Consider the following 22,997-nt stretch of genomic DNA (forward strand, 5'->3'; position numbering starts at 1 on the left):
CACAGGACTATTGATAAAAAAGTCTTTGCCCCCTTCTGTCCCGAGTCATAAAGAAGAAGGTTTAATCGTTGCGCCCGCAACTTTTTTCTTTTATACTATTAACTGTTTGTTTAGTGCTTCAGGAGATTATCAGAGGAGGAGCTTCAGGTGGATTCTTTTGTAAAAATGATTAACCGTATCGCGCGACTTTCAGCGTTCTATCGGGAAAAGGAATTTAAAAAATTAGGATTGGGAGAAATGCATCACGCGTATATTCTAAGTATCTGCTCTGAACCGGGGATTTCACAAGAAGAGCTGGCCTGGAAACTCTTTATCAATAAAAGCAATGTTGCTCGGCAGTTGGCCCAGCTGGAGCAAAAGGGCTTTATTATTCGCAAAAACGATCAACAGGATGCACGACGGCTAAGAATTTACCCGACAGACAAATCCTTAGCTATAGAAGAAGAAATCCGTTCCATCTTAGGGGCCTGGAATCAAACACTACTGGCTGAGATTCCAGTAGAGCAACAGGAGGCTGTATTGTCTGGATTGCAGCACATGATGGAAAAGGCAGAGATAGAAATGTGTCGTAAGGAGGAAAAATGAAGCTAATTATTCACTACTTGAAGCCCTATCGTTCTCGTGTCACGTTAGGGGTTATTATAAAATTTTTAGGAACCATGATGGAATTGGTTCTTCCATGGAACTTGGCGTATATTCTCGATCACGTCATTCCGCAAAAGGATCCTAAGAAGATTCTTTTTTGGGGCGGTGTGATGCTAGCGGCCTCCGCTTTCGCTTTATGGGCGAACATCATTGCCAATCGAATGGTTTCGCGGATCGCGAAAGATACCACCGAACATATTCGTGGCGACCTCTTTCAAAAAATCACTTATTTGGACACGACCCAAATGGAAGATGTCGGTGTCTCCTCATTGGTTTCACGTGTAACATCTGATACGTACAATATTCATTTGACTCTCGGTGTCATGATGCGGATGGGGATTCGCGCACCGATCCTATTAGTGGGCGGAATCCTCATTACCACAACACTCGATCCGGTTTTGACTTTAGTTTTGGTTGCTGTGATGCCGATTATCTTTGTCATGGTCACACATATCTCTAAAAAAGGCGTACCGTTATTTGGCAAGCTGCAAAAGCAAGTCGATCAGCTCGTTTTGACAGTACGGGAAAATGTCACAGGTTCTCGTGTCATTAAAGCATTATCAAAAGAAGCCTTTGAACGGCGGCGATTCGAAAATGTCAATCAATCTTTAGTGAATGCTGAGACAACCGCTAATGTTACTTTAGCCGCTTCACCGCCTCTTTTAGATTTATTCCTAAATTTGGGACTGACACTTGTCATCGTGGTCAGTGCCTACCGAGTGAACGCTGGGCTGACTCAACCAGGCGTTATCGTCGCTTTTCTGACTTACTTCACGATTATTTTGAATGCGATGCTTTCAATTACGAGAATCTTCGTTTTGTATTCTCGCGGCCTCGCTTCTGCGAATCGGATCAACGAAGTCATGCGTAAAAAGCCTTCACTAGTTCCAGGAACGTTAGAGCAAAGAAAAACCGCATCTACTAAATTGGTTTTTGATGACGTTACCTTTGCCTACCCTGATGGCGCGCCAGCGATCAAAGGGATCAGCTTCAGCGTTAAGCCCGGTGAAACATTAGGAATTATGGGGGCCACCGGTAGTGGTAAAACGACGATTGCCAGCTTGATCTTACGGCTGTATGATCGAACTTCCGGTCAAATTCTGCTGGATGGGCAAGAAATCAAGCATTACTCGCTGGATGCCTTGCATCAAAAAATCGGAGCTGTTTTACAAAAGGACGTTCTGTTTGCTGATAGCATCCGCGAAAATATTTTGTTCGGACGTTCCTTTACCGAAGAACAGATCCAGCAGGCGATTGATGACGCGCAGGCTCGTGAGTTCATTGATAAATTAGCGGATGGCTTGGAACACCATTTGGAGGCTAAAGGACAAAATCTCAGCGGCGGACAAAAACAACGGGTGCTTTTGGCCCGTGCGCTGATCGGTCAACCCGATTTACTAATACTAGATGATTCCTCAAGTGCCTTAGATTATCATACCGATGCGAATTTACGAAAAGCGCTTCGCACACATTTTAGTGAAACAACAAAAATCCTGATTGCTCAACGAATCAGTTCGATTCAGCATGCGGATAAGATTCTGCTGCTGGATAAAGGAAGAATGATCGGCTATGGTTCCCACGAAGAATTATTAGCGGAGAATCCAACTTATCAGGAAATATATCAAGGTCAGACGGGAGGGCAAACCATTGAAGAATAAGAATTCACGAAAAGGTACCCTGCTCCGTTTATGGGGATACTTATACCAATTCAAATGGCTGCTGTTTTTAGCCGTGATCCTAACGATCGCCAGCAATCTATTTGCTTTAGTGGGGCCTCTTCTTTCTGGTTATGCCATTGATGCCATCCAAATCGGTAAAGGCCAAGTCGCTTTCCAAAAAGTTTTCTTCTATTGTAGTTTGATGGTGGGATTCTATTTAGCTTCAGCGATTTTAAGCTATGGCATCAGCCGATTGATGATCTATTTAAGTCAGAAGATTGCTTTTCGCTTGCGGAAGGATCTTTTCGAAAAAATCGTTTCGCTGCCGGTTGGTTACTTCGACCAGCATCAGACGGGAGACATCGTGAGTCGGATGAGCTACGACATTGATACGATCAACACTTCCCTAGCGAGTGATTCAGTCCAGGTTCTAAGCAGCATAGTGACAATCGTCGGCTCTTTTGTCATGATGCTGGTGATCTCCCCCTTGATGGTAACCATTTTCTTAGTAACCGTCCCAGCGTCGATTTTACTGACACGCTTTTTAACGAATAAATTCCAACCCCTTTTTCGGAAGCGTTCAGCCAAATTAGGTGAATTGAACGGGTTAACAGAAGAGCTTTTATCCGGTGAACAAACGACCAAAGTCTACCATCAAGAAGAAACGATGATCGCTCGCTTCGCCAAAAAGAATGAAGAAGCGATGACGGCTTATTACAACGCAGAGTACTACGGCAGCATGACTGGACCTTCTGTAAACTTTATCAACAATGTTTCACTTTCGTTAATCAGTATTTTAGGAGCCTTCTTATTCTTGTTTGGTCACTTAACGTTAGGTAAGCTTTCGTCCTTCGTCTTGTACTCACGGAAATTTTCCGGACCAATCAATGAGCTGGCAAATATATTCAGCGATCTGCAGTCTTCTATCGCAGCGGCTGAACGAATCTTTAAGCTGTTGGATGAAGAACCGGAAGTTCAAGATGTACCAGATGCCCACGTCTTCAAGAAAGCTCGCGGAGATGTTCGCTTTGATCATGTTTCCTTCAGCTACCAAAAAGAACAGCCAGTCATTAAGGACCTATCTTTTGATATTTCTGCTGGCAGCGTAGTAGCCATTGTGGGGCCGACAGGAGCAGGCAAAACAACCATTGTGAATTTACTGATGCGCTTTTATGATCCAGATAGCGGGGCGATTTACTTAGATGGACAAAACATTAAAGAAGCGACTCGAGGCAGTCTGCGAAAACAATACGCTATGGTTCTGCAGGATACCTGGCTCTTCACCGGAACCATCTTTGAGAATCTGACCTACGGAAACGAGCAGGCAACGCTGGAAGATGTGATTAAAGCCACCAAAGCTGCTCACATCCATGAGTTCATCTCCCAGCTGCCGAAGGGCTATGACACGGTGATGACTGAGGATGGTTTAGCCATCTCTCAAGGACAGAAGCAACTATTGACCATAGCTCGGGCGATGCTCCTTAACGCTGAACTGCTGATCCTGGATGAAGCAACTTCGAACGTCGATACGCAGACAGAGTTACAGATCCAAGAGGCTATGGGCAAATTGATGGTGGACAAAACCTCCTTTATCATCGCCCATCGTCTCTCAACGATTCGTGAAGCCGACTTGATCCTAGTGGTCAACGATGGCAATATCGTCGAGCAAGGCACTCATGAAGAACTATTGGCTAAGCGTGGACGCTATTATCAACTCCACCAAGCTCAATTTGAAAATTAGAAAATAGCCAGAGTATCTAAGGAAAATTTCCTAGATACTCTGGCTATTATTTTGTCCTTTCAGCAAGCTGCTGAACAACTTCCACAAATCGTTCGGGTTCATTCATCCATGGGTTATGACCGGAATGCTCGAACCAAATGATCTCCTTCTCAGGCGCCTCCAGCTTTTCATAGTAGTCTTCCACCAGACTGGTTGGAGCATTAAGGTCATGCTTACCCAATAGAAAATAAACTGGAACTTCTAACTTGGGATAGTCCTTCCGTAGATCAATCCCATAAAGCTGAGGGTAGACATGATTAAAGGTTTGTAAAATCCCACGAAGATAATTCACTTTATCTAGTAAGCCGTATTCTTTTGCAGAAAGATCACGCAACGTTGCAAAACCAGCATTTTGAATCTCAGGATTTTTTGCCATGGCTTGGCTTAGATAATTTAAATATGCCGAGCTCTTGACGGTTACTGCTTTGCCGTAATAAGGTGGTTCCCCATTTTTCAGTAGTGTATCTACAACCTTTTGATCACCATTTTCTTTCGCCAGCTTCATTGCTAACGCATAATCGATTTTCTCCGTCTCTTCAAAAGCCACCATCTGACCAGTTCCCATAAACGCATGATACAGCTCAGGACGCTCCTTCACCATAAATACGCCTAACGCACTTCCCCAAGATTCTCCCATTAGATAGAGCTTTTCTTGTTGGAATTCTTTTAATAATGAGCGGACTAGAGCTGTCCCATCCTTAACATAGATTTCAGGTGTTAATTGTTTTTTTACGATTGCTGAATACGACTTTCCTGCTCCTGGCTGCTCCCAATTAACCACGACAAAGTTCTTTTCCAGTTCCGCTAATTCATATCTTGTAGCCGCAAGCTGTGACCCGCCTGGCCCTCCTGCTAAAAATAGCAGCAGCGGCTTGTCTCGATTCTCCCCGCGAATACTGACCCATTCCTTGCGACCATTCAAACGAACTTCCCTTAGCTCCGCAATACTGTTCTCTTTTGCGATTTTAGGTGTTGCTGCAGTAAGCTGTGTAAAGAGCACAAAAATGATTCCAACAGCTGCAATGATTCCCATTCCAAGAACTCCTTTTTTTACTCTTTTTGTTGCAAACACGGCCTCTTTTCCCAGTAAGCGCTTTAAAACGTAAAGAAAAAGCTTCATCAGCAAAATAAATCCAACCAGAAAAAACAACAACACAATGAAAAGAAATCCCCCTACCGTTAACAAAATAACTCCCCCTTTATTTTTTGACCACCGTTCAACAATTTCATCATATCAATTTTTTGAACGACAGTCAACTTTTTGTGGTATACTATTTTGGGAGGTTGAGAGAATGAAAAAACGAGAATTGATTCTAGATGCCTTGCAAGAATTACTCTATGAAGGGACTGCCGGTACCGCTTCAGTCCAAGACATTGCAAGTAAAGCCGGGATTGCGAAGGGCGGACTTTATTACTATTTTAAAAGCAAAGAAGAAGTGTTAGATGCCTTAGTCGAGCGCCAATACAATCACGTCATCGAAACTTGTCGAACGAAGCTCTCTGAGATTGAGGCTCCCGCTTTAGAAAAAATGAAATTACTGCTTTATTTTTATCGTAGTACCGCTGTTGATCGTGCCCTTGACGCGGCTCTGCATGAACCGCAAAATGCGGCCATTCATCAAAAATCCAATGCCTTCATCATGCAGAAGCTTGCACCAATCGTTAGCGAAATTCTAGCTCAAGGCATGGAAGAAAAAACTTTTGTCTGTGAGCAGCCGGAAGAAATTGCCGAACTATTTTTATCTCCCATCATTTTTTTACTTGATCCTGGCTTGTTCACCTGGACTGATCAAGAGGTTCAAAGAAAATTGAAAGCCTTAGCCAAAATGTTTGAGGCCAGTCTGCAGGCACCTGCTGGAGCCTTTGATTTTCTCTATCAAAATTGGACACAGCAACGCCTAAAATAAAAAAGTTGAAGACCGTGATTTTCGGCCTTCAACTTTTTAACTATTCAGCATATTTTCAACCATTTCTTTTCCAAGAAAGGTTTTTTCTCCTAATTCTTCTACGGTCATTCCATCTGCGGCAAGCCGCTTCACCATGACTGTCAGATCCTCCCCGACTTGGATAACGTGCTTATCCGGATCATAGAAGCAGGCAACCTTCTGCCCCCAAGGCATCGTCGCGATGTCTCGCAAAAACGCTAAGTTCTCACCTTTCGTCCGTTCGATGAAACCATCGAAATCCTTCGTCTCAAAATAAAATTCTACTGTATTATTCTGATAGTTGAAGCTCTCCTTGTCACAACCCGTAAATCGAATCCATGATTCTTCTGTTTGTAGTGACAAACCGCCATTGAAGGTCACATTCTCGCCAAAATCAGAAACAATATCTACCTCCAAAATCTTACGATAGAAGGCCTTTGACTGCTCCATATCCTTTACTACCAGCATAGGTCCTCGATATTCCATTGCATTCCTCCATTCTTTTAAAGCGTTTACATTATTGTTTACTATATCACAAATACGTCCCTTCGTGTCTAGAAAATTTCTCCTCCAACAAAGCGTAGTTGATAGCTGCTTTATTCATTGGATTTTTCTGTAACTTAATCATTAAAAAAACTTGGAGCCGAATGACCCCAAGTTTTCCAAATTATTTTGCTGCTACATAAGTCAGCTTCTTACCAGTCATTTCTTCATAGTCCGTCACCATAATATCCCATGCCTTGGCAATGTCTTCATCTAAACCGAATAATCCGCTGCGACCTACGATATAAATATCCGGACCGGCTGCATCAATTCGTTTAAAGGATTTGCGGTTAGAAGAGCCATCCATCTCAATCACATAGCCATAGCCCTTTTCTTCTCGCAGTTCACGTAAAGCCACGATTTTATCTAAGGTGCTCTCGATGAAACGCTGCCCGGCGAAGCCTGGATCAATCGTCATAATCGTGATTTTATCAACCAATTCAATATAAGGGAAGATTGTTTCAATCGGTGTTTCAGGATTCAAGACGATCCCGGCCTTCAAGCCGGCATCATGAATCTGGTCGATTAATCTGAATGCCAAGCCATCTAATACCTCTGCGTGCATGCAGATCCATTCGCATTGCAGATCCACTAATTGCTGCACCCAAAAGCTTGGATCGGTCACCATCAAATGGGCCGACATCGGCAGTGTAGTAATTTTTCTTAATTCCTCGATAAACCATGGGGATAAGGTAATATTAGGGACGTAATGGCCATCCATAATATCAATATGATAAGAATCTACATGGTCGTTTAAAAAGGTAATCTGTTCCTTGAACTTGTCTAAATCCATCGTCATTAATGATGGAGAGAATTCTACTTTTTTCATGTGTCGTCACTCTTTCTGGATTAGAAGATTTGAATATCTTCTAAGTTAATGTCTTCTTCTTCTTTTTCAACTTGCATCGCTGCGTCTTCTTCTGTGACGTTTTTCTTGATCACTGCCAACACAACAGCGGTTACTACTACATTGACTAAGATAGCAATTACACCTGCCCATGGTCGTGACATGGTAGGAATCATCAATACTCCACCAAAAGGAACCGTTGCATCTGCGCCTAGAAGCATCGTTGTAGCTCCCCCGGCAAAGCCATCAATGGCTGTAGCTACAACCCCACGAACAATATCGTTCATAACCAATGGGATAACTCCTTCAACAATATTGATGACCCCCATTGGTACCGCTGATTTCAATGTTTCCACTTCTAGCTTCGTGTAAATGTTTTTACCAAATAATTTCGCGATAAAGAAGGCTAAACCAAACCCAATTGGTGTTGCGGTATTTACTAACTGTAAGGCGGTAATTGGTCCATTTAAACCTTCTGCCTGCATCGTTAATACAAAAGCGAAAACTGTTTTGTTGATAGGTCCGCCGTAGTCGACACCACTCAATAGTCCAATCACACCACCAAAGACTAGCAGGGATGAATTGCCTAATCCGTCTAAGAAGTTTGTCAGTAATGAAGTCAACGCTGCAATCGGTGCACCAATGATATACACCATGATCAAGCCGCCGATAATCGATGTTAAGAATGGAATAATCAAGGTTGGCATCAAGCCTTTAGCCCAATTTGGTAATTTGACATATTTTAAAATTGCTAATACTAAGTAACCTGCTAAGTAACCACCTAAAATCCCGCCGATAAATCCTGCGCCGATCGCGTTTGCCGTCAACCCAATAATGAAGCCGGGGGCGATCCCTGGTTTTCCACCGATTGAATATGAAATCCCAGTCGCGATAACAACAGGTAACAGCCCTAAGCCTTTACCACCCATCGTAGCTAACGCATCCCAGATCGTAAATTTCCCTTGTACCAAAGCATCTTGACTAGAACCGCCAAAGGCCATCCCGATAGCGATCAAGAACCCGGCGCCACAGACGATCGGAATCAAGTACGAGATCGCCGTCAATAAGTGCCCTTTTAGATTTAATTCTTTAATTTTTTTCATTTCTCTTCCTCCATTTAACTAAGCGAATGCTTCAACAACATCTTCTGGCTTTTTCGCCTGCAACAGATTGCCAACGACTTCATCATTTCCAAGTTTTCTGGCAAATAGGGACAATAATTTCAAATGATTGGTTGCCCCATCGTTGTCATTTCCCACGGCGAATAGAATGATTCCCTTCACGCCTTTGCCATCTAAACTTTCCCAAGGAATTTCTTCCTGATTAATGCCGATCGCTACACCTACTTTATTTACGTAAGAGCTTTTTCCGTGAGGAATGGCGATGTAATTTCCGATGCCTGTTTGACCTTCTGCTTCGCGGGCATAAATGTCTTTGATGAACCCGTCTACTTCTGAAATATAGCCATTGTCCAATAGCTGATTCGCCAAATCATTCAACGCGTCGTCCTTCGTTTTAGCGGTCATATTGGTTTTGACGATGTCTAAATCCACGATGTCCTTTACTTCCATGTCAATTCCTCCTAAACCTTCTGAGCAACAACCTCTTGGGCTTTTTCAATCAATTTGTTTGGTGATTTCACCGCAACCTCTGTTGGTACTTGGATGATGCGTTTGCCGTCAAAACGTTCCCGACCTGAAATTTTTACATCCACGGCTAAGATCACGATGTCTGCTTGATCGATCTCTTCTTGAGTCAAGGCATTTTCAATCCCGATTGTTCCTTGTGTTTCTACTTTCATTTCGCAACCCGCTTTTTTTGCGGCGTTTTCTAATTTTTCTTGCGCGATGTAGGTATGGGCAATTCCCACGGTACATGCGGCTACTCCAACGATTTTCATAATGGTTCCTCCTAGTTGTTTTCTGCTAATAGCTGATAAAAATGGGCTTCATTTTCAGCAGTGAGTAATTTCTCTAAAAATTCATCGTCTGCTAATCGGCGCGTGAATTGCGCGATTTGTTTCTTTATTTCTTGGCTCTCATCGTTCTTCAAGAGAATCGCGATAATCAGTTTTACTTCTGGTGTTTTCTCATCAAAATCAAGCGGATCTGCTAAACGGATCAGCAAAACTTGGCTTTGTTTGATCTTTGGACTTTCTAGATGAGGCAAAATCACATGCTCTGCGATCATGGTATTGCCGACCTTTTCACGTTGCTTCAATAAAGCGATAAGTTCCTCCGCTTCCGCTTCATTCGCAAACTCTGCGATAAAACGTTGAATCGATTCTTTGTCTTTAAATGGCTGATCCAAGAAGACTTGGAAAAAATTATCGTTCATCATAGATTGCCTCGATTTTCTTTTGTAGTCGGTTTTGATCGTCTCTCGTGAACATCGCGCTCACCAATAAAGATGGCACTGGAATCGTATCACTGACACTGATGGTTGTTAAAATCAAATCAATCCCTGGATATTTTTCTGTAAAATGCTTCGCGTCCCGTGAAGCGATCACATCCACGATCTCCAATTCAGGAAACTTCTTCTCGATCTTCACCCGTAAAAGCTCAGAAGTCCCAACCCCTGTCGTACACATGATGATGGTGCGGATCGGCAGTTGATTCGTTTCAATAATTCGGGCGAAATATAAAGTAATAAAACCATTTTCGTCTTCATTGATTTTTGGGAAGGCAAAGCGCTGACTGACTTCATCAGAAACATCCGCCACATCCTTAAAAATCGTTTCATAGGTCATCTTTATTTGATCCAATAAGCTATTCTTCACGTGAATCCCATGCTCTAAACGATTGATCATCGGCTTGATATGATTCGCCAGGTCTAAGAAAATGGACTCACCCTTAATGGGGATATTTAATCGCTGACTCATCCCGTTTAAATACATATTGGTAATCTCTACGACCTTCGAAGAAAACTTGGTTACCTTACTCAAGCTCCCCTGCATTCGTGAAGAGGAGAGGTATTGGTACAGATAGTAGATTTCTGACTCAGGCAGCTCGCTTTGTAAATAATTCTCAACATTTTCAATGGCTGCCTTTGCTACTTGATAAAGTGCCGCGTCCTGCTCCAAACGTTCCTGCTCTTTTTTAGAAAGCGGACTCATTTCTTCATTCGGCAGCTTGCGAACCTTTCGCAAACGACTGATCAAAATGTATAAATGAGAAAAAATATTTACGTTGTATGGATACGGGATCGTCATCTGCAATTGCTTTTCGATTAGCTTCAGCTGGTCTAAAATAAACAATACGTCGTAATTATTGAAGTTCAATTCTGAATTATTTTTCAGCTCGTCGATCTCAATAATGTTGTGCATCTGAATCAAATCAGCGATCGCACGACGAATGTTGGCCTCTTTTCCTAAAACGGCTAATGTCCGCTGTCTCCGTTCTAATTTCAGTTCGTAACGCTGCAGATGTTCCGCGATCAGCTGTTCATCGCTAAAGATAACGGACTCCCCAACATAATAATCTTCGAATAGATCATAAACATTTTTGGCATTTGGTGAGGAAAGCAATAATTCCTCCGTTACTCGATTCCTGCGCTCCTGTGGTGAATATTGGCTGCGCTGGCTTGTTTGAATCGTCGTTTGACTGATGTATTTTTCATAATCTAATTTGTAGCCTCGCCCCTTTTCTGACTGGATCAGTCCTTCGCCATGTGTTTCATTGATTTTTTTTATTAGGCGATAAATCGTTTTTTGCGAAGTTCCTAGGTACTCCGCCAATTCATCGGACGTAATATAATCATGTCGTTTCGTTAGAAGTAGTAACAGCCTTTGTTCACGATTTTTCTTTGCTCCCACGGCTATCAACCTCCCCTTCTTGTTTTTATCATAACCCGTCGAAAAGAAAACGCTTCACTCGTTTTTGACCGTTGCAACGGACAAAAAATAAAAGTCTTCCTATTTATTATAATCAGGAAGCCTTCAAGAAGGAGTAAATATTCGAATCATTCACGAATTTTATCGTTTGCGGTCTATTTAAAAAAGCATGAGACAAAAATCGTCCCATGCTCGTTTCCTAGCTATTTTATTACCAGCCGCCTGAAGCACCGCCTCCACCGGATGACCCGCCGCCGAAGGAGCCCCAAGAAGAGCCACCGCCAGAGCCGCTGTCATTATCTGACCAGTTATTGGAATTGTAGTTCGAGGCCAGATAAGCGGTCGTTAAAACATCGCCGTTGCCTGAATATAAGGTGTCCCCGATCAAAATACGACCGAACATTTTCTTTTCAGCGGCAGGGTTGCGCAATAATCTGCCTTGGATAATCGCACGCTTGACGCCGCCTACAGACATCCCGATCACTAATCCGCTGAGGAGAATTTGATAAAGCTCTGTGTGTTTGACTGTCCGTTTCAATTCTGTCTCACCTGTGACCGATGCGGTCTCTGATTGGTACTTCTTGTAGTTTTCTTTTAAGAAAATGCGCGCCCGTATCAGATTAACGACGAGTAACAGACTGACGAAAAGAAGCAGACCTAAGACGACTAGCCCTGTCCAATGGAAGAACATCAGCTGCGTCCGTTGGCTCTTAACATTCTTGATCTGAGAATCTACTAAAGCCGTCTTTGTATTCATGATGGCGAAAACTTCATCCAAGACTTGGTTGACACCTTGATCATAGTTCTCGTCTTTAAAGGCGTCTACCACATCGTCATCGTTGATAATATCGTCCGCTTTGCCATCAGGGATCAGTCCTTCTAAGCCATAGCCGACTTCTAAACGAAATTCTCGTTCATCCAAAGCGATCAAATACAACACACCGTTGTTTTCGTTTTTATTCCCGATTCCTAACTGATTGAAGATCGTATTGGCATACGACTCGATATCTTCTCCCCGTGGTAATTCTGATACTGTGACTACTTCCAACTGTGCCCCATTTGTACTTGCGGCTAATTGCTTGTTCAATTGATAGATTTTTTGCTTTGTCTCCTGACTCAGCATGTTGGCATTGTCAGAAACAAAGATATTGTTCTTGTTGATGGTCAAACGTCCATCTGTTCCTTCAATTGCCACATCATAATTATTGGCCGTTTTAGGATATTCCTTCAACTTCTCCAAATTGTCATCCAGCGTTGATTTGAAGGATTGATTAACCGTAACTTTTTTACCAGACAAAATGTCTTCTCGATCTTGCTCCAAGGTCGTCAGCTGCTGATCATAGGCTTCCTTCTTCTCACTATACCCATTGCTTGCAAAAAGATTGACGAAACCAAATCCGCTAAGCAGCATCACCAGTACTAAAATAATGGAAAAGACCCCATTACGTTTGCGTACCTTGCGATAATTGCCAATGACTTCTTTATGGAGCTGTTTCCCTGAAGTACGCTCTTCCCTTTTCATTTTTCCTCACCCATTCTTATTCAAAGCTGACATCTGGTACTTCTTTGGCCTTTTCGTCAGCTTTAAAATTCGCCTTCTTATCAAAGCCTAAGACCTTCGCTGCCATGTTTTTCGGGAAGCGAACGAGACTTTGATTGTAGTCATTGACCTCTTCAATGTAATTTTTTCGTTCAACTGAAATCCGGTTCTCTGTTCCTTCCAGCTGCACCATCAACGTTTTGACATTTTCATTCGAAGCCAAGGTTGGATAGTTTTCCTGAATTACATTTACCATCGTTCCTAAGCTTTGATCAATTTGCTCATTGGCGGCATTTTTTTCAGCCGGTGTCTTCGCGCTATTGTATGCCTTACGCGCATCAGTAATTTCTTTAACAATTTTTTCTTCATGATTCATGCTGCCTTGGACACTGTTCACTAGATTCGGAATCAAATCTGCCCGTCGCTGCATCACATTTTCTACCTGCGACCATTTTGCATCCACATCATTTTCCGCTGAAGCTAATGAGTTATATGTCGTTATCAAATAGGCGCCGATTGCCAAGACAATGACGGCAATGCCAACAATAATACCTGAACCTCTTCTTTTCATTTTTATCCCAACCTTTTTCTGATTTTTTTGTTCTTTGTGATTGAGCTAATTATATCACTCGGGGAAACCTGCACCTCAGACCTTCGACCGATTTTTCAACGAAACGGTTGACAAAAAAATTAGCCGAATTTTTCCTTCATATAATAGCGTTAAAACGCTTGCGAACTTTTTTTAGAAAATTTCGCAAGCGCTGCTTATTCAATTAAAATGTACGGGTCGTGCTTCGATATATCCGCGATAGCCTTGGGGTTCCAATTGGATACGCGGGACATCCTTTTCCGCCCACTGACAATTATTCAGGCTGGGATCGTATTGATCGATCTGCTCCATTACTAGATTGATTGCTTCGGCAAAGCGAGCTTCGTCGTAAGGATCCCCTTGAAATAGCAGCATGGTGCAAGCGGGAAGGTCTATCATTTCGAAGCCTTCTGGAACAATTCCTTGATAATCAGCCGGAACCTCGACTCCCTGCGCATACATAGAGGTTCCCGATGGACGGAGATTTTCTGGCAGCCACAGGCCCACAGGTTCATACAAGGCTTCCTTAATACTCGCAAGAACACCCCAGACATCACAGCCGACTTCTTTTGCGTAGTCAATGTAGGTTTCGGCCCTCTTCCCCCGCAGTAAAATCAGCTTACGCGCTGGAAAATCAATCAATCGAACATGTAAATTTTTCGACAGTGGCGGCAGATCCTCATGCTCTTCTCCCATCAAATAGTAGCTTTCCACCGGATAAGGAGTGAACAATGGAATTGGCGGTGTCATTTTCTGATAGCTTTTTGGGGTTACACCGAATTGCTTGCGAAAGGCTCGTGTAAAGCCCTCATGGGAATCAAAAACAAAATCCAAAGCAACATCAATCACCCGAAGCTGCTCATCCCGTAAAACTAAAGCTGCCTTCGACAAGCGTAATTTTCGAATGTACTCAAAAGGCGACTTGTTGGTATACTCCTTAAACATTTTGGCACAATGCCACGGTGAATACCCTGCTTGCTGGGCCAACGCATGCAGGGTAATCTCTTCCTCTAAATTTTCTTCTATATATGTCTGCATCCGAGTAACTGCCGCCGCATGTTCTAAATTCGCCATAGGTATCCTCCATTAAATTCGTAAGTGGAACGCACATCACAAGGAAGGTCAAGAAATGCTCTCCTAGCTCTTCTATACTTATGGTATCAACTAAAGGGAGTGTTGCAAAGTGGAAAATAGTAAAAAAAGACTGGTACGTCATATGGAAAAATTGTGTGGAGAAATCGGTCCGCGAGCAACTGGCTCAGCGGGAAATAGAGCCGCTGTTGATTATGCGGCGGAAACCTTTCGCTCGTTGGGGTATGAAGTGCGGTTGCAGGAATTTTCTTGTATGGATTGGCAAAATAGCGGGGCGGAACTAATTGCAGATGGGCAAAGCGTTGAAGTGGAGGCAGCAGAATATGCGATGCCTTGCGATGTACAGGGTGACTTAGTTTTCGTCCAAACAATTCAAGAATTGAAAGCTGCCGCGTTAACCGATAAGATTTGCGTGATGTACGGTGATTTGTGTAAGGAAACCCTTATGCCGAAAAGTATGACCTTTTGGAATCCTGAAGAGCATCAAGCCATCATTCGCGAACTAGAAGAAAAGCAACCTTTAGCGGTCATTACCGTCAGCTTTCTTGAAGAGGTCGCCGTACCGATCATTCAAGATGGCGACTTCGATGTTCCATGTGGAACAGTCAAAGGTTGTTATTTATCGACATTATTAAGTAAAAAAAGCGCAACACTAAAACTATTTACGGAACGAAGAGCCGCTGTCGCCGCAAATGTGATCGCTACTTATAAAAATCATGAAACCAATGAGACTAAAAAGAAGCTTGCCTATTCCGCCCACATCGACACCAAGCCAACCACTCCAGGAGCGTTAGATAACGGAACTGGTGTCGCTTTACTGCTTACACTAGCTGAAGAATTGCTTCAAACACCTGTAGAACATCCACTTGAATTTGTTTTATTTAACGGCGAAGACTACTATTCAATGCCAGGAGAAATGACCTTCATGGAACAATCATTGAATCAGCCAGAAAACTATGCCTTCGCTGTGAACATTGATGGGGCTGGTATGCAGAATAGTACAATTTCCTATTCACTTTATGAATGTCCCGAACCATTAACCACACAGTTGGATCAATTTACCGCGGATTATCCAACGGTTGAAAAAGTCGAACCTTGGCCGATGGGCGATCATATGCTCTTTGCGGGAGCGGGTATTCCCGCACTCGCTGTCGCGTCTACAAACATGTATTTATTAATGGACGCGGTTATGCATACTCCTAAAGACAATCTAACCATCGTTGATTTTCAGCGTTTGGAAGAAGTGGTCCACTATTTAACCAAATTAAGTCACGCGGTAAAACCTTAATCGTCAAAAAACAGCCATTCCCTTTTTCGATAAAAACGGGGATGGCTGCTTTTTTGTTATTTTTACTGTTTACTCCACTCGCAAATAAACTCGGCACATTTTTCGATATCATCAGAGGCACTGGCTTTGCGACGAATGAGATAAAAATTACGCTTGAAACTCTCATCCAATCTTCGGTGGTTAATTCCTTCAGCCGCTCTTTCAGAGATTAATGAACAGCCGAAGCCTTGCTTCAGTAAACTCACGATCACTTCATTGCTTTGAATTTCCATAGTAGGACCATTTATGTCTTTTTCCTCTAAAAACCGCTTCGTGTAATAATAAACACCGGATGTGTTCTCCCTCACTAGCCAAGGGCCTTTTTCCGTATCGCCTGCCAAAACTAGCTGATCTTCCATCAGTGAAAACCGTTTAATCGTTGGTGCAGACAACGGCTTCTCAATAAATCCGATATCCACAGCATGGTGCTCTAATGCTTGCAGCACTTCTAAAGAATTCATCATCTGAACACTAAAGCGTATTTGCGGAAACTGCTGATGCAGTTGGATCAAAAGTGCGGGCAAAACATAATTGGCAAACGTGTGAGAAGCGCCAATCACACAACGAACGATCTGCTGTTGATTGGTTTGGACAGCTTGATATAAATTGTCCCAATCGTCCATCAAGTCAACGACTCGCTCGTACAAAATTTCCGCCTGCGGTGTAACTAGCACTTCCTTCCGTCCGCTGCGGATGAATAGCTGCGTACCGAATTCGTTTTCCAGCTGCTTGATTTGGGAGGAAACGGTTGGTTGGGAAATAAACAAAATTTCCGATGCCTTCGAGAAATTTTTCGTTTCATAAACTACCTTGAAGGTTTCGAGCCATTTAAATATCGTAATCACTTCCATTATCTTTTTCTATCTAAGGTATTATATCAATAAATTATAATAATGAAAGATATCAGTTATAATTTGTTGGTCAAATGAAAATCATCTGAGTTTTTCCATAAAAGGTACCTTAAAAATAAAGAGCGCTCATCGACTTATTTTACCTGCACAACCTTAATTCAAAATTAACGATAGAAAGGAATTTGTATATGTTTACTCGTTTTTACACTAAATCTAAACCTATCCTGCCCGGTTTGGGACTATCCATTGGCGTAGCGATCTTAGCGAAACTATTGGCCTTGCTCTTACCAAAACTAGGAGGCGCCACCTTAGCGATTCTTCTAGGGATCATTTTAGGAAATACCTTCTTTAAACAATCGGTTCTAGCTGACGGGACCAAATTTTCAGAAAGTCGTTTATTAGAATACTCAGTCGTTCTGCTAGGCTTTACCGTGACCTTCCAAACGATTGGAGAAATGGGAATCAAGGGACTGCTCTTCATTGTATTGATTATGGCAACTGTTATCAGCGGTGCCTATTGGATTGGCCGAAAGCTGGGATTCAATGAAAAAATGGCTATGATGATGGCTGGAGGAAATGCGGTCTGCGGCTCTTCAGCGATTGGTGCAATTGCCCCTGCAATCGAAGCCAATGATGACGAAAAAGGACAGATCATCACTCTGGTAAATCTACTGGGAACAGTAATGATGCTGACTTTGCCATTTTTGGGAATGTCTTTGTTTGGTGATGCCCTATTGAGCAAAAGCGCGCTTCTCGGAGGAACCCTTCAATCTGTTGGACAAGTCGTTGCCGGCGCAAGCTTAGTGAATCCAGAAACCGTCAAATATGCGATGCTCTTCAAAATTACCCGGATCATTTTTTTAGTAGTCGTAGTTTTTGTTTTCGAACGCAAAGCTCAGCGAGACAATCTCGTAGCAACAAAAGGATCGAAGAAAAAATTCCCGATCCCCTGGTATGTCACTTGCTTTTTAATTTTCTGTATCATCAATAGTTTCTTTACCTTGCCAACAGTCTTCAGTGACGGCGCTCATTTTATCAGCACTTGGTTTGAAACCACTGCTTTAGCTGCCATCGGCCTGCGCCTAGACTTCCGAAAATTCTTAAAAGAAGGTCCACGCTTTTTGCTTTACGGACTATCGGTTGGGGCTGTTCAAACCGTTGCTGCGTTAGTGTTTATTTTTCTTTTGGGGATTTAATTTAAATAGAAACGATACGTGTTCCATGTGCTTCTGAGACATTTAGAGTTGCTAGTAATTGATCAACATTATCAAATCGAATCCCTGCTCCTGGCAGAATAACTATTCGATCATTTGCATATGAAATCAGTTCTAATAAATGCGAAACTGTCTCAGAAATTGGCTTTTCGCCGCTTCCACCGTGAGTTAAGATACGATCAACTCCTTTTTCTGCCAGCCAATCAATTGCTCGAAATTGATTTTCTCGGCTCAACTCATCGAAAGCCATATGAAAAGTAACAGACATATCTCCTGCTCGGTCTTTTAAATGCAGTATAAGTGGTTCATCTAACCAACTATTTTTCAAACAACCAAAAACAATACCATCTGCCTTTAAGTCTTTACAAATCATCACATCAGCTTCCATAATTTCAGCTTCGGCTTTATTATATTCAAAGTTCCCACCTCTTGGTCTGATCATGACCATAGTGGGAACTTTTTTTCCTTTAGTATAATCGAGTGTTTTTTTTATTACACCATAGCTAGGTGTCGTTCCACCTTCTGCGAGATTATCACACAGCTCGATCCTGCCAGCTCCTGAAGCAATAGCCTCAGGAATCCTTTCAAAATTTTCAGCGCAAAATTCTTTAATTATCTTCTTACTCATTCTACATTCTCCCGTTCACTAGATCGCTTTGTCTGTAATTGCTTCAGCAAAACGCTCCATTCCTTTTATCAAAAATTCTAATGGACAACCGAAATTTATCCGAATATACTGTCCATCACCCTCTTTGAAAATCGTTCCTTCATGTACATCAATGCCATATCTTTCTTTCAAAACGATTCTTATTTCATTAGAATCTACACACGGGCTATCTATAATTTTTATCCAAGCTAAGTATGAGCCTTCAGATTTGATTAGTTCCGCACGCTCTAGGTCAGAAAAAAATCCTTCAAGATAGTGATAGTTTTCTTCTAAAACGTTAATCAGGTTTTTCAACCATAGAAGCGCATCTTCAAAATTTCCATATAAACCATTTAGTGTTTCAATGGCAAATATATCTAAATCGTTTAACCCATTTATCTTAAAACTTTCTGCTAGCCGTGTTTTTATCTTTTGATTTCTAATAATGATGTAGGATGCCTTAATACCTGCGACATTGAATGTTTTCGCCGGTGAAGAGAGCACAATTAGTTTTTCCACAGCCTTGTCTGTTTTTAATACTGAGTTGAATGAATAGTCACTAAATACAAGGTCACCATGAATCTCATCCGAAATCAGATATAAATCTCGGGCTTGTACTAGTTCCTTAACTCTCTCGATTTCAGTATTATTCCAAACACGACCCACTGGATTGTGAGGATTGCATAAAACAAGCGCTTCAATCTGCGGGTCTTCACTCAATACTTTTCTAACTTCATTAAAATCAATCTGATGACTGTTATCCACATGCAGAAGTGGTATTTCAACTACCTCAATGCCAATATTTTCTGCGATAGTTATTAACGGTGGATAACTTGGTGTAAACATTACTATTTTTCCACCTGTTGATAAACAAGTTTCGAGGATTACTCGATAGCTGTGCAAAACGCTTGTCGAAAAAAGAATCTCTTCTGGTCTTACTTCACAATCGTACCGCTTTTTGTACCATTCACAGATCCGATGATTTACTTCCTTGGGGATATCCGTATATCCGAAATAATTCTTATGAACTCTGGAAAGCAAACACTTGGATAAAAACTCTGGTGATTTGAAATCCATATCGGCAATCCAAAAGGGCAAGATCTCCTTCTCACCATAACGCGACCATTTTTTCGAATAAGTTTCTTTTCTGATTTCTGCGACTGTTTTCACTTTATACTCCTATGCTGCAGTTTTTTTATACAAGATCCTAAAAAAGCCCTAAACTTGAAAAGACAAGTTCAAGGCTCTGTTTTTAAATATGAAAGATTCGATCGGCATATTTGTCTTCGATCGCTAAATTACGTTCATGTCCGCCATCAACATTCGCACTCATGTATACAGGCGGCTCAAAGCCTTTTTCTACCATGATTTTGATTGCTTCAAACATTGTTTGCTGCAAAAGTAAGGTTGCCGCAAAGGAAGAGGTTCCACAAACTTTTGTGTCTAACCCTTCGATTTCTAAAGCAGCATCACCGAAACCAGAATGATTATCCAGCACGACATCCGCAAACTCGAATAACAGTTTTCCGCTAGGATGACGCGAAGTCGAAGCTTTCGAGATATCTAATGCCGTAACGACAATTAATTTATTCCCGCGTTTTTTTATTTCTTCTGCAATTTCGATAGCCATCGGATTTCTTCCTGAGTTTGAGATCAAAAAGAAGACATCATTAGGATCAACCATGACCTTATGCATCAGCGTTTTACCTACACCTTCACATTGCTCATACATTCCTCCTGCCGGATCCATGATCGTCTTCGAAGTAATCAAACCGCCAGCGCGTCCGCTAATTTCAATTGCCGCAGCATACGAATGACCACTACCGAAAGCTTGAGTAATCCCGCCTTTCATAATCCCTTCCGCCACAATTTTTGCAGCCTCCGAAATATTTTCTTTCTCATTCTCTTCAAGCACTTTTGTAACTCGTTTACATTCTTCAAAAAATTCTAATGTCATTTTCTATTCTCCCTTTTTTCTAGTAATCATTTTTTACCTGCAATCGCAGAAAATTAAACAGACTAAGTAAAACTAGCATCCCTTTTTTATCCTAAAATCTTAAGATTATAAAAGATAATCGACAACACCATTACTAGTAGAATGGCTTTTGTTGAAGTCATCCCTTTTTTCCCTAGTAACCAATAGATCAAACCTACTAAACAAGCTGGAATCAGTGCAGGCATAATCTGATCCAAAATTTCTTGTAGCTTCATTGTCACCTCACCGGATTTATAGACAAAGGACACATTTGCTGTAATAACTGTCGGAATCAGCGCTCCTACTACAGTAACCCCTAGCAAAATCGCCGCATCCGTCAATGCATTCAGTTTGTCGCTGAATTCATTGACTAGTTTGAGACCTTGTTTGTATCCGAAAGGAAGAAATGTAAATCTGGCGATACAGACAGCAATATTAACCAGCAACCAGATGATCACACCGGTCACATTGCCTTTTTGCCCCATATAAGCCGCAATCGAACCTAAAACAGTAGGAATTAATACACCAAATATCGTGTCTCCAACTCCGGCAAATGGTCCCATCAACCCTGTTTTGATCCCTGTAATTACTTCTCTGGATTCAAATCCTTCTTGTTCCTCGATTGCCAGATCGATCCCAACAATAAAATGCCCCATCATTGGATTACAATTGAAGAACTGATTGTGTGTTTCTAGCATTTCTTTAAGTTCATCCTTGTTGTCGCCGTATTTCTTTTCTAAAAATGGCAACATGGTATAGAGATAACCCGTAGACATCATCCGCTCATAATTCCAACAGATTTGACTTCCTAATAACCAACGATAACTGGCGCGAAAAAGATCCTTTTTTGTGATCGTACTATTCTTCATATTCTCCATCTTCGTAGCCCCCTATAGTTAAACTGGTATCGGCAGCAGCAATAGGTTTCATTTCTGGATTTTTTTCCTCCCCAACCTTACGATTAAAGTGATTAATCGCTAAGGCCAATCCAACCATTGCGACTCCCAGCATCGGTACTTTCAAATAAGCCGCGCAGAAAAATCCCGCTATTAAATAGGCAATATATTTATTTGTAGGAAGATATTTTAGTAAAACAGCTATTCCCACTACGGGAAGCAGTCCCCCCGCTACCTTCAACCCGCCCATCAGCCAATCCGGCATATCATTTACGATGACGTCTACCACCTTTTGCCCAAAGATAAGCATGATTCCAACTGGAATAGCTCGGGATAATCCCCACGGAAACATTCCTAGCACCGTATTTCGAGCAATCCCCCTAGTATTCAACTCTTCGATGTTCTTATCGATTCTGTGTAAGAAAAAGGTATTTGCAAATCGAGCTAACACGTCTAGTTGAACCATCAATAGACCAACTGGTACGGCAATAGCTAGAGCAAACTCAATTCCTTTCCCTGATATATGTGCAAAAGCTGTCCCAACTATCGCACCCGTTGTAAAATCAGGAACGGAAGCGCCTCCATAAGTTCCTACCCCAAGTACCATCAATTGCAAAGTAGCCCCGATCGTCAATCCCAAAGTGACATCTCCCACAATAAGCCCCGCAATCGTGCCAACGATTACCGGAAACTGCATACCAATAACCAGAGTCAAATTGTCTAAAATACAAAAGAATGAAAAAATAATTAAGATTGCAATTTGCCACGTAGCTAATTCCATATTAATGCCCCTCCTTCAGTAGTTTCATGAAATCACTTTTTTCTTCATTGGGAACCATTTGTGCTACCAGATTTACCCCTTTCTGATTTAAATAATTAAATGCTTCAATATCAGTTGATGTGACACCAATTGATTTCGCTATTTGTTTAGAACCTTTCTTCGCAGACATATTCCCAACATTTATTTCTTCTAATACCACACCGTTATCCTTTAACTCAACAAGTGTCTTGGGGTTCTTAACGATTAAAAAGACTTTTTCAGCATCATATTGCCCATTATTTATTCGCATTGAAGCGCCTTTTGTTGTTAATATACTCAGCTTTACTGAGTTGGGCTTTGCCATCTTAAGAACCTCTTTTTCCATCTCATTTTTTACAACCTCGTTATCAACGACCATAATTCGAGTGGCTTTCAAGTGATTCGTCCACATGGTTGCCACTTGCCCGTGAATCAAACGTTCATCAATTCGAACATTAACAATCATTTTTTTCGCCTCCAATTTCTAAAGCTCTTTAATAGATTCTTTGGCATCGACTAAACTTTGCGAAATACTTTCCCCCATTGCTAAACTAAGCATCATAGATAAATTTAATCCTGTAAAAACTCGTACTTTTTCATTTTTCTTTTTAGTTAATAGCGCCGCATTTGCGGGACTTCCCCCAGGAATATCACAGTAAATCGATACATGTTCTGTTGAAGCTGAGATTCGCTCATTGTACTGTTCGATAATATCGCTGACAGACATGTCTTCGGTAAAATCAACAGTGTACATATTTTCTTGTTTTCCTGCGATCATCTCTAAACTATTTTTGATTGCTTCACCGTACTTGCCATGTCCACATAATATAATCATTTT

General features: G+C 41.8%; 25 protein-coding genes. 6 read left to right on the plus strand and 19 right to left on the minus strand.

The window, feature by feature from the left end:
• Nucleotides 1–147: 147 nt before the first annotated feature.
• From IGI50_RS14940 to IGI50_RS14950, 3 genes are read left to right on the plus strand one after another with little or no spacing between them, the layout of a single operon-like run.
• A complete protein-coding gene (locus tag IGI50_RS14940; protein WP_438777494.1) occupies nt 148–585 on the plus strand; it encodes a MarR family winged helix-turn-helix transcriptional regulator in 438 nt (145 codons plus the stop codon).
• Nucleotides 582–2,303 (plus strand): ABC transporter ATP-binding protein, encoded by a 1,722-nt coding sequence (locus tag IGI50_RS14945; protein WP_438777495.1) that lies wholly within the window; start codon nt 582–584, stop codon nt 2,301–2,303. Before IGI50_RS14940 ends, IGI50_RS14945 begins: the two co-directional genes overlap by 4 nt.
• Nucleotides 2,293–4,044 carry an ABC transporter ATP-binding protein gene (locus tag IGI50_RS14950; protein ID WP_438777496.1) on the plus strand — a complete coding sequence of 584 codons (1,752 nt, stop codon included), beginning with the start codon at nt 2,293–2,295 and terminating at the stop codon, nt 4,042–4,044. The genes IGI50_RS14945 and IGI50_RS14950 overlap by 11 nt, the downstream gene beginning before the upstream one ends.
• 46 nt (nt 4,045–4,090) lie before the next feature.
• Here IGI50_RS14950 and IGI50_RS14955 read toward each other — a convergent pair whose 3' ends face one another.
• On the minus strand, nt 4,091–5,116 hold the full coding sequence (locus IGI50_RS14955) for an alpha/beta fold hydrolase (RefSeq protein WP_438777497.1): 1,026 nt from the start codon (nt 5,114–5,116) through the stop codon (nt 4,091–4,093).
• Nucleotides 5,117–5,375: 259 nt separating this feature from the next.
• Here IGI50_RS14955 and IGI50_RS14960 point away from each other — a divergent pair, with 259 nt between their 5' ends.
• Nucleotides 5,376–5,990: a TetR/AcrR family transcriptional regulator gene (locus tag IGI50_RS14960; protein ID WP_438777498.1), complete on the plus strand. Its 615-nt coding sequence runs from the start codon at nt 5,376–5,378 to the stop codon at nt 5,988–5,990.
• A gap of 36 nt (nt 5,991–6,026) precedes the next feature.
• On the opposite strand, the gene IGI50_RS14965 is transcribed toward IGI50_RS14960, so the two are convergent.
• The 10 genes from IGI50_RS14965 to IGI50_RS15010 form a co-directional block, all read right to left on the minus strand.
• Nucleotides 6,027–6,494, minus strand: coding sequence for a VOC family protein (locus IGI50_RS14965; protein WP_438777499.1), 468 nt, complete (start codon nt 6,492–6,494; stop codon nt 6,027–6,029).
• A 181-nt stretch (nt 6,495–6,675) separates the two neighbouring features.
• Nucleotides 6,676–7,380 carry a D-allulose 6-phosphate 3-epimerase gene (gene alsE / locus IGI50_RS14970; RefSeq protein ID WP_438777500.1) on the minus strand — a complete coding sequence of 235 codons (705 nt, stop codon included), beginning with the start codon at nt 7,378–7,380 and terminating at the stop codon, nt 6,676–6,678.
• A 20-nt stretch (nt 7,381–7,400) separates the two neighbouring features.
• Complete coding sequence (locus tag IGI50_RS14975; RefSeq protein ID WP_438777501.1) at nt 7,401–8,501, minus strand: PTS fructose transporter subunit IIC; 1,101 nt, start codon at nt 8,499–8,501, stop codon at nt 7,401–7,403.
• 18 nt (nt 8,502–8,519) lie between these two features.
• On the minus strand, nt 8,520–8,969 hold the full coding sequence (locus IGI50_RS14980; protein ID WP_438777502.1) for a PTS sugar transporter subunit IIA: 450 nt from the start codon (nt 8,967–8,969) through the stop codon (nt 8,520–8,522).
• 11 nt (nt 8,970–8,980) lie between these two features.
• A complete protein-coding gene (locus tag IGI50_RS14985) occupies nt 8,981–9,298 on the minus strand; it encodes a PTS fructose transporter subunit IIB (protein WP_218256195.1) in 318 nt (105 codons plus the stop codon).
• A gap of 11 nt (nt 9,299–9,309) precedes the next feature.
• Complete coding sequence (locus IGI50_RS14990; protein WP_438777503.1) at nt 9,310–9,738, minus strand: PTS sugar transporter subunit IIA; 429 nt, start codon at nt 9,736–9,738, stop codon at nt 9,310–9,312.
• The gene (locus tag IGI50_RS14995) at nt 9,725–11,212 is read right to left on the minus strand and encodes a BglG family transcription antiterminator (RefSeq protein ID WP_438777504.1); all 1,488 of its coding nucleotides are present in this window, start codon (nt 11,210–11,212) and stop codon (nt 9,725–9,727) included. The genes IGI50_RS14990 and IGI50_RS14995 overlap by 14 nt, the downstream gene beginning before the upstream one ends.
• Nucleotides 11,213–11,441: 229 nt before the next feature.
• Nucleotides 11,442–12,752, minus strand: a complete 1,311-nt coding sequence (locus IGI50_RS15000) for a TPM domain-containing protein (protein ID WP_438777505.1) — start codon at nt 12,750–12,752, stop codon at nt 11,442–11,444.
• Between the two features lie 16 nt (nt 12,753–12,768).
• Nucleotides 12,769–13,341 carry a LemA family protein gene (locus IGI50_RS15005; RefSeq protein ID WP_438777506.1) on the minus strand — a complete coding sequence of 191 codons (573 nt, stop codon included), beginning with the start codon at nt 13,339–13,341 and terminating at the stop codon, nt 12,769–12,771.
• Nucleotides 13,342–13,539: 198 nt separating this feature from the next.
• Nucleotides 13,540–14,433: a helix-turn-helix domain-containing protein gene (locus IGI50_RS15010; RefSeq protein ID WP_438777507.1), complete on the minus strand. Its 894-nt coding sequence runs from the start codon at nt 14,431–14,433 to the stop codon at nt 13,540–13,542.
• 109 nt (nt 14,434–14,542) lie between these two features.
• Between IGI50_RS15010 and IGI50_RS15015 the strand changes: the two genes are divergently transcribed.
• Nucleotides 14,543–15,739, plus strand: coding sequence for a M28 family peptidase (locus IGI50_RS15015; protein ID WP_438777508.1), 1,197 nt, complete (start codon nt 14,543–14,545; stop codon nt 15,737–15,739).
• Between the two features lie 62 nt (nt 15,740–15,801).
• Here the strand turns inward: IGI50_RS15015 and IGI50_RS15020 are convergent, their stop codons facing one another.
• Nucleotides 15,802–16,629: a LysR family transcriptional regulator gene (locus IGI50_RS15020; RefSeq protein WP_218256202.1), complete on the minus strand. Its 828-nt coding sequence runs from the start codon at nt 16,627–16,629 to the stop codon at nt 15,802–15,804.
• Between the two features lie 188 nt (nt 16,630–16,817).
• On the opposite strand from IGI50_RS15020, the gene IGI50_RS15025 reads away from it, so the two are divergent.
• Entirely contained in the window at nt 16,818–17,825 is a 1,008-nt protein-coding gene (locus tag IGI50_RS15025; protein WP_438777509.1) for a YeiH family protein, read from the plus strand.
• A 1-nt stretch (nt 17,826) separates the two neighbouring features.
• Here the strand turns inward: IGI50_RS15025 and IGI50_RS15030 are convergent, their stop codons facing one another.
• From IGI50_RS15030 to IGI50_RS15060, 7 genes are all read right to left on the minus strand, one after another.
• Nucleotides 17,827–18,459: a copper homeostasis protein CutC gene (locus tag IGI50_RS15030; RefSeq protein WP_028020394.1), complete on the minus strand. Its 633-nt coding sequence runs from the start codon at nt 18,457–18,459 to the stop codon at nt 17,827–17,829.
• Nucleotides 18,460–18,489: 30 nt separating this feature from the next.
• The gene (locus IGI50_RS15035) at nt 18,490–19,659 is read right to left on the minus strand and encodes a MalY/PatB family protein (RefSeq protein WP_438777510.1); all 1,170 of its coding nucleotides are present in this window, start codon (nt 19,657–19,659) and stop codon (nt 18,490–18,492) included.
• Nucleotides 19,660–19,741: 82 nt separating this feature from the next.
• Nucleotides 19,742–20,446 (minus strand): SIS domain-containing protein, encoded by a 705-nt coding sequence (locus IGI50_RS15040; RefSeq protein WP_218256205.1) that lies wholly within the window; start codon nt 20,444–20,446, stop codon nt 19,742–19,744.
• A gap of 86 nt (nt 20,447–20,532) precedes the next feature.
• A complete protein-coding gene (locus IGI50_RS15045; protein WP_010745072.1) occupies nt 20,533–21,342 on the minus strand; it encodes a PTS system mannose/fructose/sorbose family transporter subunit IID in 810 nt (269 codons plus the stop codon).
• Nucleotides 21,323–22,141, minus strand: a complete 819-nt coding sequence (locus IGI50_RS15050; protein WP_438777511.1) for a PTS mannose/fructose/sorbose/N-acetylgalactosamine transporter subunit IIC — start codon at nt 22,139–22,141, stop codon at nt 21,323–21,325. Before IGI50_RS15050 ends, IGI50_RS15045 begins: the two co-directional genes overlap by 20 nt.
• A 1-nt stretch (nt 22,142) precedes the next feature.
• A complete protein-coding gene (locus IGI50_RS15055; RefSeq protein WP_245001258.1) occupies nt 22,143–22,625 on the minus strand; it encodes a PTS system mannose/fructose/N-acetylgalactosamine-transporter subunit IIB in 483 nt (160 codons plus the stop codon).
• Between the two features lie 18 nt (nt 22,626–22,643).
• Nucleotides 22,644–22,994 (minus strand): PTS sugar transporter subunit IIA, encoded by a 351-nt coding sequence (locus tag IGI50_RS15060; protein ID WP_245001259.1) that lies wholly within the window; start codon nt 22,992–22,994, stop codon nt 22,644–22,646.
• Nucleotides 22,995–22,997: the final 3 nt, after the last annotated feature.

The sequence above is a fragment of the Enterococcus sp. DIV0170 genome (assembly GCF_051710765.1).
Taxonomy (GTDB): Bacteria; Bacillota; Bacilli; order Lactobacillales; family Enterococcaceae; genus Enterococcus_A; species Enterococcus_A raffinosus.